Genomic DNA, 12,572 nt, shown 5'->3' with positions numbered 1-12,572 from the left:
GGTACATGCAGGATTCGTAACTCCATCACCCCTCCCAGTTTTTATGGTACCAAAGCACCAATCCCCTGTATCCCTTTACACTTAGTTTCCTTTTGATAACTTTTACGTATGTCTGTACAGTATATACGGACAGATTAAGCTTTTCCGCGACATGTTTACAGGTATATCCTTTGCCAATCAGTTCCAATACTTCAATCTCACGGGGTGTAAGAATTTTTAAGGCTTCTATATAAACACTCTCTTCATGTTTATCGGCTTCCATAGCTCAGTTGATTGAATTGAACTCAACCTTGGAGAAGTAATAATAAGTAAGGAACCTATGGAATTTCTTTATTAGCTCGGTTTCATTAAACTATTTGGATTTCCATACAATACCAACGTAGTTTCAAACGAGAAAAATCGGAAAACTGAAAGGCTGGAATTATATTCTGTTTCAGAATATAATTCCAAACAGTAACCAAGAACTGATTGTGGCCGATCCTTCACTGCAACCAGTAAAACATCCCGCTGAATACGCTCATGTTTCCACCTTTCTCCATATGAACGACGTTCAACCGAACTGATCTAAGGTTTTCGATGTGTCTTATTCCGTATGATTATAGTTCCCCTTATCTTTGTAAGTTTATTACTTTAGTCATAACAGCAGCACATATCAGAAGGCATTTATTCTTTCCATACTATCCTGTTTTAGGTTAGTTTTTCTGCCTGTCCAATAATTATCTACAAAGTTGATAATATAATATATTACAACATTACTATTTACCGAGATCATTGTCAACTTTTTAACGTTCTATGCATAAATAAAGCTGGCCTCCTTCCATATCCGTCTAATGAATGAGCCCCAGACAGAGCCTGCAGAATAATCTTTTATCAAAACTCCCCATTCTGAAGTCTATATTGGGTGCTAAACAAATACTTCACCCATCATTATATGGAATGGTTACTTCTTGTTCGTTGTATTATGTATCTTGACCTAAACGAAACTAACGTACAGATATGAGCATTGTTCATTCCCGAAAACAATCGTCCCTGCTGGAACACCCCGCTATCTATACTGATTTTTATGAGCTGACGATGGCGCAGGGCTATTTCCTGGCGGGACGAAAAGATGAGCGGGCGTGCTTCGACTATTTTTTCCGGGACCTCCCGTTTGACGGGGGCTATGTCGTCTTTGCCGGGTTGTCGGATCTGATTGCGGTCCTCGATGATTTCCGGTTTCACGAAGATGAACTGGATTACCTGTCCGAGCAGGGATTCCGGGAAGAGTTTTTGCGCTACCTGCGGGATTTCCGGCTCAATATCGATGTGATGGCGCCCCGGGAAGGCGAAGTGGTTTTCCCATATAGCCCCATTCTCCGGGTGGAAGGATCGATCATCGAAACGCAGCTGCTGGAAACCCTGATTCTCAATATTCTCAACTTCGAATCGCTAATCGCCACCAAGGCTTCGCGCATGAAATATGCGGCAGGCGAGCGCAAGGTGATCGACTTCGGATTACGTCGTGCACAGGGCTACGGTGGGATACAGGCCAGCAAGGCCGCCATCATAGGAGGAGCAGATGCCACCTCCAATACCTATTCCTCTTTTGTGCACGGCACTCCGGCAAGCGGGACGATGGCCCACTCCTGGATTCAGTCGTTTGAGGATGAGCTCACCTCTTTCCGGAAATATGCGGAATTCTATCCCGACAGCTGTATCCTGCTGGTCGATACCTACAGTACCCTCGAAAGCGGGGTGCCGAATGCCATCACGGTGGCCAAAGAGATGGAAGAGAAGGGGCACCGGCTAAAGGGTATCCGGCTCGACAGCGGGGACCTGGCGTACTTTGCCCGCAAGGCTCGAAAACAGCTGGACGATGCGGGACTGGAGTACGTAAAGATTGCCGCTTCCAATCAGCTGGATGAACGGCTGATCAAAAGCCTGATCAGTCAACATGCCCCGATTGACCTTTTTGGCGTGGGCACACGGCTGGTTACCGGCTATGAAACACCCGCTCTTGACGGAGTCTATAAACTGGCCGCGATCAACGACGAACCGAAACTGAAGATTTCCGAGAATGTGGAGAAGACGACCTTGCCCGGACGCAAGAAGGTGGTGCGCTACCGTGAAAACAACGGGCGTTTCCACGGAGACGGTATTTTCCTTGCAGACAATGATGATAGTACCATCATCCGCCACCCCTTCTACCCGGCCAAGTATACGGATATAACGTCCTTTGAGGCTGAATCTCTGCTTCATCCTGTTATGAAAAATGGTGACTTGCAGGTTGACCTGCCCTCTCCCTCCAAAAGTGCCCGGTATGCCCGGGAACGACTGGAAAAGCTAAATCCGGAACACAAACGATTTGAAAACCCGCATATCTACAAGGTGGGCCTTAGCGAAAAACTATTACATTTGCGCAACAGACTCACTGAAAAGATGAAATAAAGACTCACTAATCGCTATGAAAGCACTGCTGATTGTTGACGTACAGAACGATTTTTGTCCCGGCGGAGCGCTGGAAGTCCCCGGCGGAGACACCATTATTCCGGTGATTAATAAGCTTTCAGCATCCTTTGACGCTGTCATTCAAACGCAGGACTGGCATCCCGCCGGACACTCATCCTTTGCTTCCACGCACGAAGGCAAGGAACCATTTGAAACCGTGGAGATGTCCTACGGCTCCCAGGTGCTCTGGCCCGATCACTGCGTGCAAGGCTCCGAAGGGGCTAATTTTCACCCTGACCTGCAGACCGACCGGAGTCAGCTTATCATCCGCAAAGGGTTCCGGAAGGAGATCGACTCCTACTCCGCCTTTTTCGAGAACGATGACACCACGTCCACGGGTCTGACCGGCTATCTTCGCGAGCGTGATATTGACACGCTTTATGCGGTGGGACTGGCGACCGACTTCTGTGTAAAATGGTCCGTCTTGGACGGCATCAAAGAAGAGTTTGACCTGTATGTGGTGGAAGATGCGGTGAAGGGCATCGATATCGAGGGATCTGTCGGGCAGGCATGGAGCGAGATGCTGGATGCCGGTGCGGAAAAGGTATCTTCGGAAGAGTTAATCTCTTGAAATCTTTCCATCGGCAGTCTTCAGAAATCATTCCATTTTTTATGTTGAAATTCTGAGTGGCCGGGACCAGCAAAACTGTAATTATCAGAAACACAAAAAATAACCGGCTGAAAAAATTATCACTGCATTCTCATTGACTCCACTAAAATCATGTAACTCAATACAGAAACGCACTGTCTTTCAAACAAAGAATGATTTCTGAACGCTTCATCTTCGCTCGCTCAAATCAGCAATATTTTTTATGGCGTCGGCATAGTCTGGTTTTCCAGTTAGTATAAACAGCAACAATAAAAGCCGGCCTTGAAAAGTAAGCGTTTCCGGGTGGCGGAAGCGAGGCGAAGGAAGGTGAAATATATATGCCTAAATCCGACGCAGGTCGGATGAGTTTATATTTTTCCCGCAGCCGAAGCAACCGCCGAACGTTTAGTTTTCTCAGCGTTGATCTTTTACGCCCTTTGGACCAAGCCAAAAGGGCATAAAGAAATCGGGAAATATTAAAAAATCCTCGTAAGGGTAATCTTCAACTCATTACTATTTAATTTAATGCATCATCAAACAGATTTTTGTATTCTCGGAGCGGGACTGGCAGGCCTGTCTATGGCCGATGTCCTCCTGGAGCAGGATATCGAAACCGTGGTCATTGACAAAAATGCCATCGCGGGCGGGGCTTCCGGAACGCCCGGGGGACTCGTTAACCCGGCTACCGGGCGGCGGGCGACCAAAGCCTGGAAAGCCGAACAGTGCTACGAAGCGATCGCCCGAAACCTGGCCAAAGTACAGGAGCAGGCGGACGAGTCCTTTTACCGGCATAACGGGCTGCTCCGTCCCGCCCTGCTCGAAAAGATGGCCATCAAGATGAAGGCCCAGCACGAAAAGACCTCCTGGCCCGACGGCTGGTGCCAGTGGAAAACAGAAGAAGAAATCAAGGAGATGCACCCGGGTATAACCTGCGTCAACGGGGGACTGTGGCTCCCTATCGGGTTGTCGGTGGATGTCGGGGCTTACCTGCAGGCGTATGCCCGGTTCCTGCAGGAGGGCGGGCTCCGATTGTGGGCAGGTAGGCAAACTGTCATTGATCGGACGGAAAACGAATGGCACATTTCCTTTGACGACATCACGGTGCAAGCCCAACACCTCCTCTTTGCGATCGGCCGTGGCACAACGGAGTCGGGTTATTGGGACTGGCTGCCTCTTCACCTGATCAAGGGACAGGTGGCAACGTTCAGGAACGGGGAGGAACCGCTGTCGTTCTCCCACTCCATCTCGAGCCTGGGCTATATGGCCCGCACCGGCAACGATCATACTTTTGTGCAGGGCAGCACCTACGAGCACGATTTTGAGCATGTGAGGCCGGACAAAGAGGGAGAGCAATACCTTCGCAAACGCATGCGGCGCACGCTCCCCCAGCTGGAAGAAAAAGTAACGACGGTTGACCAGTGGGCGGGGGTGCGGACCTCCACGCCCAACCGGAAGCCGATTTTGGGGCGGCACCCCGAGCATCCGTCCATGCATGTTTTTACGGGCCTGGGCTCCAAGGGACTGCTCTACAGCAAGTTCCTGGCCGAACACTATGTGGACCACCTGACCAATGGCACCGACCTCTACCCGGAGGTGGATATCGGGCGTATAAAAAATTGACATGCAGATATCGTGGTATCACGTTCCGCAAAACCGAAGACAGAGAGATATACAGCGGATAAGATTAAAGATAGTTGTTAATTAATACTTTTTGACATACTTTGGTTGTACGTTTAACCATAACTTAATAGTAACAATAATATCATGTCTACATCACGCCTGCAATTAGACCAGGATATTCAGCCCGTATCAGAGTTTCGCAAAAACGCGGCCAGTTTTATTGATCGCATCCAGAAACAAAAACGATCCATTGTCCTTACCCAGCATGGTAAAAGTGCTGCTGTGTTGGTTGATGTCTCAGAGTATCAACGCATGGTTGACAAATTGGACAAAATGGAAGATTTGCTGGAAGCTGAACGGCAAATTGCGCGGGGCGAAGTCTTCACTCATGAGGAGGCAAAGCAGAAGATCAAGGAAAATCTGGATAAATGGAGGTAGTATGGACCCGGCAAGCTATTCGTATGATCAATGAATTTGTCGATTATATTGCTCAGGATGATTATTTGGCTGCTGAGCAATGGGCGCTGGAACTCATGAGCCAAACCGATAAACTGGCAGATCATCCGAGAATTGGGAGAGTCGTCCCGGAGTACAATGAAGAGACCCTTCGAGAGCTTATCGTTGGAAACTACCGATTGCCTTATCGGATCAAAGAAAATGGAGTCTATATTGAAGCGGTTTGGCATGTTCGCCAACTTCCTCCGGATAAAGAATAGCCATTGTTTCGTAGCAATACATCAGCTCAAAATTTACCCGGCTTCTCCCAGAGCCCCATCAGAAGAAGGATAAGCAGCGTGCTCGCTCCCAGTCCCCAGACCACAACCGTGGCCAGCGTCTGCCAGAAGTCGCTGCCCTCCATGATAATAAGGGGCATCAATCCGCCGATGGTCGTCAGCGTCGTGATAAGCACCGCCCGCATCTTATGCTTATAAACGTACAGCCAGCTGCGCAGTCCGTGAACACCCTGCTCCCGGCAGTACTCCTTTTCATGCATCAATAAAATGGAATTGTTGACCACCACCCCCACACACAACAGCGTGCCGGCAATCGCTCCCCGGTCGAACGCCAGGTCGTGGTAGAGTGTGCCCATCATCACGCCCAGCAGGCTGAGCGGTACCGCCAGGATGACGACCAGCGGGTCGGCCCATGACTCCAGCAGGGCCGACACGATCATCCAGACGCTGAGGATCGTAAGTCCCAATAACAGCAGCAAGTTCCGGGTATTCTGATCGTCACCAAAGCCAAAGATACCGCCGGTTCCAAACTCCATCTTCATCCCGACCGGGACCGGCGTTTCTTCCAGGACACTCTCCACGTACTGCTGTCCCAGCCGGTAGGGCCCTAAAAAATCCACTCCTACTACGCGCTGGTAGGATTGATCCTCGCGCCGTATCATCGACTGGCTTTTTTCCCGTCCCAGTGACGCCACTTCCGAGAGGGCGAACAGCGTGCTGTCAGAGGGCGAAAATCGTTTTTCCCGCATCAGCTCTCTTCCGCTGTTTTGCCGGTTTTTATTCCGCCCGATCAGATACATCTGCTGTCCCGCCAGTTCCACCCGTCCAAAGGTGTTGGTGGGGTTCACATCCAGCGAAATAGCCGACAGCACGTCAGACCGGTTGAGCCCACTCATAGCCAGCTCCCTATCATCCAGCTGCAGGTAATACTGGTACAGGTCATCCCGGCTCTGCCAGCTGCCCGTACCATGGATATCGACCTCCTGCACCCGCTGGTTCTGCATCAGGCGGCTGCGCAGATTGCGGGCCAGACGTAACAGCTCATCGTAGGAATAGCCGGTCAGTGAAATACGGTGACTCGAGGAACTACTGCCCAGACCCCTGTACAGGCCGTCTCCCAGGCCCCCTACCGATATGGCCGAATTACCGATCTGGGCCGCCAGGTACATCGCCTCCGCATAGAAGATATAGGGATCCGGGCGACTCATATACTCATCCTTGATATAAAACACCAGGCGCGCACCACTATATTCCGAGATCTGTGTTTCATAAAACGAAAACGCGTCCTCGTATGGCTTGGCAATGGTCTCATAATTCCGCGCCATCTTGTCGATCTCCTCCAGCGGTGTCCCCTGCGGGGTCTGAATCGTGATATAAACACGCTCCTGCCGGTCCCTCCCGCTCCAGGGGCTCCCGAAGTAGGTTTCGTTAAAAAACTGGTAGGTGATCCCGCCGATCCAGGGATCGATATCGTTCCGGTTGTCAAAATAGACCCGGCTAAATTCCGGCCAGGCCGACGCATCGGGATCCTCCCAATCCGGTGTTTCAATAGCAAACAGCGGGAGCCCGATCGCCGCAATCAATGCCCCGTAAAAAACCCACCGCAGCTTGTGCCGCCATACAAAAAGTCCCATCAGGTAGCGGCGAATGTTCGAAAACAGTCCGTTCTTAAGCTTCGTCCATCGCGAGAAGCCGGCATCCGCGCGTCCCGGCACCAGCCAGATGAGCGCGTACGGGATCCAGCTCAGGGCGATGAGGACCGACGAGATGAGGGTAAACGAAAGCGCCACGGCCAGCGGCACCAAAAACAGCTGCAGCTGCTCCATTGCAAAGAAGAGCGGGATAAAAATGCCGACCGTCGTAAAGGTGCTGCCCAGCACCGGCACCAGCGCGCGGGGAAGCTGTTTCTGCACATGACGGATCCGTCCCTCTCGTACATCCGGCAGACCCGGGTTGACCTGTTCAAAGACCACCACCGCATTGTCGATAATCATCCCGAGCGAGACCGTCAGTCCCGCCAGGGTGATGATATTCAACGTATAGCCGGCGAAATAGAGGATACTCACGCTCATCAGCAGGGAAAACAGGATGCTGCCCAGAATGACAAACGGGGCCCGTAGACGCCGGATAAACAACAGCAGGATAATAAAAACCGCCAGCAAGCTTATCATGGCCTGGTAACGCAGGTTCCCGTACTGCTCGCGCAGCTCTTCCGTGGCATCCTGTTCCAGCTGGACGGTCATATCGGCGGGCAGGATCTCTGCAATCTGCATCATCTCTGCCCGGATTTGCTCTGCCAGTCCGATGGCGTCGGCCCCGCTCTCCTTGACAAACTCGACACTGAGAGCGGGACTTCCGTTAATGCGCTTCAGGCTCTTGGCGGGGTAGTCCTGTATGCTCACCTCAGCCACATCGGCCAGACTGATAGTCCGCGGACTGCCCGGGATGGGCAGGGGCAGCTGCCGTATGGCAGACAGCTCCGAGAACTGCGGCTCCACCAGCATGCTGATGCGCCGGCCCGACGACTCTACATAGCCCGAAGAGCGCCACTGCAGCTTATCCCGGATGCTGCTTAGCACCGCTTGCGGACTGATATCGTACCGCTCCAGCAGATCCGTATCAAATTCGACGGTAAGGGCCGGGTCCCGCGCGCCGTTGATCTCAATTTCGGCTACGCCCTCAAGTCCCAGCAGCGGCAGTTCAATATTCCGGCGGGCGTACTCGAGCAGCTGTCGGACAGGACGATCGCCGCTGATCGAATAGACGACAAAGGTTTGCATCTCCTGCAGTTCCTCCGGGACACGCCGGCTGATCGACGGATGAAGCACATTCGCCGGAAGGGACTCCTGCAGCGAAAAAAGATACTCCTGCAGCTCCACCTTCCGGTACTCCACCGGAGCCCCCCGGTTAAAGGTAATGGTGACGGTCGCCCGTCCCTCTCTCGAGATAGATTCTATACGCTCCACATCCCGCAGGCGGTTGGCGGCCTGCTCGACCTTGCGCGTCACCTCCTGCTCCATCACTTCCGGCGTGGTGCTGCCCCAGCTGTAACTGACGGTGATGGAAGGCAAACTCAGGTCCGGGGACATCTCCAGGGAGATGTTCTGCCAGGCCACCATGCCGATAATCACAACCAGCAAGTAGCTCAGCGAGATCAAGTAGCGCCTATGGAAAAGTCTTGACAGCATATTGGTAAGTTAAGCGCGTGAAGGAAAATTTCAAACTGCGAGACCACCTATAAATTTTAAAATTATAATGTTATATGTTGAACTGGGAATATTTACCGGCAGCCTGATCTGTATCCTGCCGCTGTAAAACCACAAAGTCCTTTTTCACAGAACCCTAACAGAGTTATTTCCGCTCTCAAAAGGGATACGCCCGTATCTCAGCCTCTTCCGTTACCACAAATATACGCTGGTTGGCAAAGTCGATATCGAAGATAGCCGCCAAGTTGACATCTTCAGACACCAATTGAAACCGTCGGCTAAGTTCTCCTTTTTTGGTAAACTCATGAATCCATAGATTGTTTGATACCTCCACAATCCCATTCTTGCCTACAACCAAATACAAGCGCCCCTTTTCACTACTTACTCCTGACACATAGGTATCGAGCCCAATTCTGGACTTACCACTCATTCGTCCGGATACCTCATAAAAATGAGTGAAAACAGAATCCAGTTCTGTCGTTTCCGGTACATCCCTCTCCCAAAGCTTCTTTCCGGATGTATTATATTTCATAACTTTCGGAAAAGCAGTATAGATGAAATAAAGTTCGTCATGGCTGGCCCCGTCATTAACCGGAAATACATTAGGTTTGTAATAAGCCGGAACCTCCCGCTCATTGACGGCAGCCTGGTATTGCTTATAGTCCAGCACGAAAGCGCTACCCTCGGGAATTTCGCCTATCTCCGCCAACTCTTTTCCTTCCCAATCGGCCAAAGTATACAGGCTATTGAAATCCTTTTCCGGTCCGATAGCCGGCAGCAACACATTACCATTGGCAGTCACAAAGGGTTTATTCGTAATATTTTTAGCCCGGGGGGTTCCTGGTTGGGGACCCGGGGGAGGCATTGACAGGGAACCTTTCTGCCCATAATCAAGCGGACTATCCACCTCTCCATCAAGGGTATATCTTATAATACGAAATTGTACCGGATCGACTATATAAAGGTAATCACTGTTCAAATAGATATTATTAAACCATAGAACCTCCCCTGGGCCTCGACCCTCTCCGCCGAATTCACGAGCAGTTTCCCCGTTTTCATTCAGTGCCAATACCTGCTTTTTCTCCACATCATACACGTAAAGAAGTGAATCTCCGTCATATTTCATAGCAGCCGGATTGGCCAGGATGCCATCTTCATAAGATACGACCGTATTGTATTCTTCGAGTGTAGCCACTTCAGCAGTCGATGGAGCGCCATCGTTATCGGAAGCCGAATCACCTTGACACCCGATTATCCCAAATGCCATTACCAGGCATGCTGCAAATAATAGTGTCCCCGGACGAATAGTGCAGTACATAGATCCCTTTTTTCTATTAACAATATCAATATTGGTCATTTTCAGGCATATAATCAAGAAAACTCCTGGTTATAGACTCACCCGATTTTTAAAATAATGGCTTTCCCTTAGTTAATCGGCCACTCTGCGCTCATTATTTTTCCCTCCATGGAATTCGCAAAGAGGATTTCCTTTTGCCCAGGGACAACCCTGAACCTAAGGGGGAGTTGGGAAGGCCGGACGATACTGGGAAACTCTACCACTTGTATATCATGCCCGTCATTCGGAACCCAGCTTACCGTTATCGGCTTTTCATCCGTCGTATTGAGCAAGAGGGCCGTACCATTCTCCATTACATGCATGCCATAGGCATAGGTTAAGGGAGTAATATATTTCCCTTTTTTGTTTTCTTTTAGAAAATCCTCGAATACCCCTTCAACCATTGGCATCTTCAAATCTCGTTCCCATTGCAACTGTCCTTCCAAAGTATACTTCTGTAAAATCGCCTTCGTATTCTGAAAACAAAAAATCCCGGATCCATTAGCCCCTATTTGTACGCTGTTTTTCATATAGTTAGGAACTTCCCCTCTTTCAATAATGTCGCGTACCATATCATTCGAGGTTTCATTCCTCTCGGCGATGGTCTGTCCAAAAAAGACAGTCTCGCCTTTTTTGAGGTCTGAGATCGCTAACAACGAATCATGGGTCCCATTGGCGGGATAGACAAATTTGCTACCGGACAAAACATCCACCGTCATGGTCAGTTTGCTGATATCTACTGAATATTCATCAATCAATGATCCCTTAAAATCATACCGGATCATTTTTGCGCCGTTGTAATCATACAGTAAATAGTGGTCCTTCCTGATCCAGTAGTTCGTCAGCGATAGAAACTCACCGGGACCCCTCCCTTCGCTTCCAAAAGACTGAAGCTTCTCTCCATCATAGTTAAACTTAATAATCTTTTGAGGGTTTGCTTCATATATTAGAAAATAGTCGGGAGCGGTACGTATAAAGGAAGGAAAGACGATGGCTGTATCTTTTTCAGCGTCAATGATCGTACTATTTCCTTCAACAACGGTGGTTGTAAAGTTAACGGGGTTGCCAGAATCCGGTTGAGAACATCCAATGATTATGAGTAACAAAGAAATAAGCCATTTTATGCTTTTCATGGTATTTCTATTTCCTTAGATACAAATTAATAGTGTTACTCCTTTTTTCAAGCTTCTCTACCAGTTGAACTTCAGCAACCAGATATTAATCATGGCTGACAAGTTCATAAACACCTACCGTAAAATGATCGGGGTTATCGTCTTCAATGAGATAAAATTTATCGTTCGAAACATTCCCCAATATGTAAGGTAAAGCAATCTCCCCATGGCAACCGTATGACTCATTATCGTAAACAACAATATGGGGCCTTTTTTCATTAAAATCCTCTGTTGTAAAAAATGCTTCAGTCAACGTCTCAAAATAAAGCACTATATAATCGGACAAGGGATAAATGTTGGCCGCCGTACTACGTCCCACACTTTTTTCCTGAATCTTTTCTCTCGGAAGATTTGGTGATATATACTCTTCCCCTTCCTTAAAATTTTCCGTTTTCCGTCCAAACCAGGCCAGTCGCTCCCCTGTTTCCATATCATATACCTGAATGCGGTAGTTATGATAGTGAGTGCTTATCAACCGATCTTTTTTATAGTCTATATTTATAATTGAAAGGAGATTATAACTTTTTGCTGTCCTAACAGTGGGATCATATCTACCCAACGTATCAACAAGTTCTCCGTCGTAATTATGAGAAACAGCCAATCTGGATTTAGGGGCTTCTTCCCTGATATTTCCCAGCAGCCTTCCGTCCATTGTTGCTGAAAATATCTTATTTCTGTATATCCATAGCTTTCTGCCAGAGATATAGAAAGAACTTTTTTCCGGCTTAGCACGGGCAACTACTTGTCCATCCAGATTAAAAACCTTTATCATTTGCTGGTTTTGATCATATACCACCAGCCGGTCTTCCCGGTCAAAATTAAAGCCCTCGGCTTTCAGAATTTCGCCGGGACCTCGTCCCTCTTCCGAAATGATATTTTGTATCATTCCCTCTCTGTCGGTAATGATAAACTGCTTCTTGAGCTCATCATAAAATGCGTGCAGGCTCCCGTCAGGGTTAGTAGCAAAAGTAAAGCGTAGTTTCCCGATAGTATAAGCAGTATCGGCCGGTACCTGAATAGTAAACTGATCAATTTTATGCAGTTTCAGATCTTGATCAATAGACGGACTCTCGTAAAAATTGATATCGCTATGAGTTGAGCATGAGTTTATCAGAAAAGAAATAAGGCAAATACTCCATAGCTTAATATAAACCGTCATATCTATTCATGATTTGTTTGGATGACAACAACCATAAGAAACAGCTTAATCTCCGGATACCTCATGTACTCCTATGGTAAAGTTATCAGGATCATCATTCTCCAATAGATACGCCTTATTATCTGATGAAATATATAAAGGCATATAAGGCTCTGTGGCTTTTGGGCTTGTACATTAGAATATTCGGTTAATGTATAAGGTGGGACCAAGTCTCCGTAGCCTCTCCTCATTTAAAAATAATATAAAATAACGCCTATGGAAAAGTCTGG

General features: G+C 48.6%; 10 protein-coding genes. 5 read left to right on the top strand and 5 right to left on the bottom strand.

The window, feature by feature from the left end:
- Positions 1–25: 25 nt before the first annotated feature.
- Positions 26–262 (bottom strand): response regulator transcription factor, encoded by a 237-nt coding sequence (locus BUB16_RS00140; protein WP_073058798.1) that lies wholly within the window; start codon positions 260–262, stop codon positions 26–28.
- A 734-nt stretch (positions 263–996) separates the two neighbouring features.
- On the opposite strand from BUB16_RS00140, the gene BUB16_RS00135 reads away from it, so the two are divergent.
- The 5 genes from BUB16_RS00135 to BUB16_RS00115 all read left to right on the top strand — a co-directional run bounded on the left by BUB16_RS00135 (position 997) and on the right by BUB16_RS00115 (position 5,412).
- The gene (locus BUB16_RS00135) at positions 997–2,427 is read left to right on the top strand and encodes a nicotinate phosphoribosyltransferase (RefSeq protein ID WP_073058797.1); all 1,431 of its coding nucleotides are present in this window, start codon (positions 997–999) and stop codon (positions 2,425–2,427) included.
- 16 nt (positions 2,428–2,443) lie between these two features.
- Entirely contained in the window at positions 2,444–3,058 is a 615-nt protein-coding gene (gene pncA, locus BUB16_RS00130) for a bifunctional nicotinamidase/pyrazinamidase (protein WP_073058796.1), read from the top strand.
- Between the two features lie 543 nt (positions 3,059–3,601).
- Complete coding sequence (locus BUB16_RS00125) at positions 3,602–4,696, top strand: NAD(P)/FAD-dependent oxidoreductase (protein ID WP_073058795.1); 1,095 nt, start codon at positions 3,602–3,604, stop codon at positions 4,694–4,696.
- A 144-nt stretch (positions 4,697–4,840) separates the two neighbouring features.
- Complete coding sequence (locus BUB16_RS00120) at positions 4,841–5,134, top strand: type II toxin-antitoxin system Phd/YefM family antitoxin (protein WP_073058794.1); 294 nt, start codon at positions 4,841–4,843, stop codon at positions 5,132–5,134.
- On the top strand, positions 5,125–5,412 hold the full coding sequence (locus BUB16_RS00115) for a type II toxin-antitoxin system RelE/ParE family toxin (protein WP_073058793.1): 288 nt from the start codon (positions 5,125–5,127) through the stop codon (positions 5,410–5,412). Before BUB16_RS00120 ends, BUB16_RS00115 begins: the two co-directional genes overlap by 10 nt.
- Before the next feature lie 26 nt (positions 5,413–5,438).
- On the opposite strand, the gene BUB16_RS00110 is transcribed toward BUB16_RS00115, so the two are convergent.
- From BUB16_RS00110 to BUB16_RS00095, 4 genes are all read right to left on the bottom strand, one after another.
- Complete coding sequence (locus tag BUB16_RS00110) at positions 5,439–8,618, bottom strand: efflux RND transporter permease subunit (protein WP_073058792.1); 3,180 nt, start codon at positions 8,616–8,618, stop codon at positions 5,439–5,441.
- 175 nt (positions 8,619–8,793) lie between these two features.
- Positions 8,794–9,903 carry a 6-bladed beta-propeller gene (locus BUB16_RS00105; RefSeq protein WP_170864227.1) on the bottom strand — a complete coding sequence of 370 codons (1,110 nt, stop codon included), beginning with the start codon at positions 9,901–9,903 and terminating at the stop codon, positions 8,794–8,796.
- A gap of 158 nt (positions 9,904–10,061) precedes the next feature.
- Positions 10,062–11,105 (bottom strand): 6-bladed beta-propeller, encoded by a 1,044-nt coding sequence (locus BUB16_RS00100; RefSeq protein WP_073058790.1) that lies wholly within the window; start codon positions 11,103–11,105, stop codon positions 10,062–10,064.
- A gap of 85 nt (positions 11,106–11,190) precedes the next feature.
- Positions 11,191–12,303 (bottom strand): NHL repeat-containing protein, encoded by a 1,113-nt coding sequence (locus BUB16_RS00095; RefSeq protein ID WP_073058789.1) that lies wholly within the window; start codon positions 12,301–12,303, stop codon positions 11,191–11,193.
- Positions 12,304–12,572 lie beyond the last annotated feature (269 nt).

The organism is Fodinibius roseus (genome assembly GCF_900129315.1).
Classification (GTDB): Bacteria; Bacteroidota; Rhodothermia; order Balneolales; family Balneolaceae; genus Fodinibius; species Fodinibius roseus.
Note: the sequence above shows the minus strand (reverse complement) of the source record. Positions and strands in the feature narration are given on the sequence as shown.

Coding starts and splice junctions, on each gene's coding strand:
- BUB16_RS00140 (WP_073058798.1), bottom strand. CDS start 262: ATGGAAGCCGATAAACATGAAGAGAGTGTTTATATAGAAGCCTTAAAA.
- BUB16_RS00135 (WP_073058797.1), top strand. CDS start 997: ATGAGCATTGTTCATTCCCGAAAACAATCGTCCCTGCTGGAACACCCC.
- pncA (WP_073058796.1), top strand. CDS start 2,444: ATGAAAGCACTGCTGATTGTTGACGTACAGAACGATTTTTGTCCCGGC.
- BUB16_RS00125 (WP_073058795.1), top strand. CDS start 3,602: ATGCATCATCAAACAGATTTTTGTATTCTCGGAGCGGGACTGGCAGGC.
- BUB16_RS00120 (WP_073058794.1), top strand. CDS start 4,841: ATGTCTACATCACGCCTGCAATTAGACCAGGATATTCAGCCCGTATCA.
- BUB16_RS00115 (WP_073058793.1), top strand. CDS start 5,125: ATGGAGGTAGTATGGACCCGGCAAGCTATTCGTATGATCAATGAATTT.
- BUB16_RS00110 (WP_073058792.1), bottom strand. CDS start 8,618: ATGCTGTCAAGACTTTTCCATAGGCGCTACTTGATCTCGCTGAGCTAC.
- BUB16_RS00105 (WP_170864227.1), bottom strand. CDS start 9,903: ATGGCATTTGGGATAATCGGGTGTCAAGGTGATTCGGCTTCCGATAAC.
- BUB16_RS00100 (WP_073058790.1), bottom strand. CDS start 11,105: ATGAAAAGCATAAAATGGCTTATTTCTTTGTTACTCATAATCATTGGA.
- BUB16_RS00095 (WP_073058789.1), bottom strand. CDS start 12,303: ATGACGGTTTATATTAAGCTATGGAGTATTTGCCTTATTTCTTTTCTG.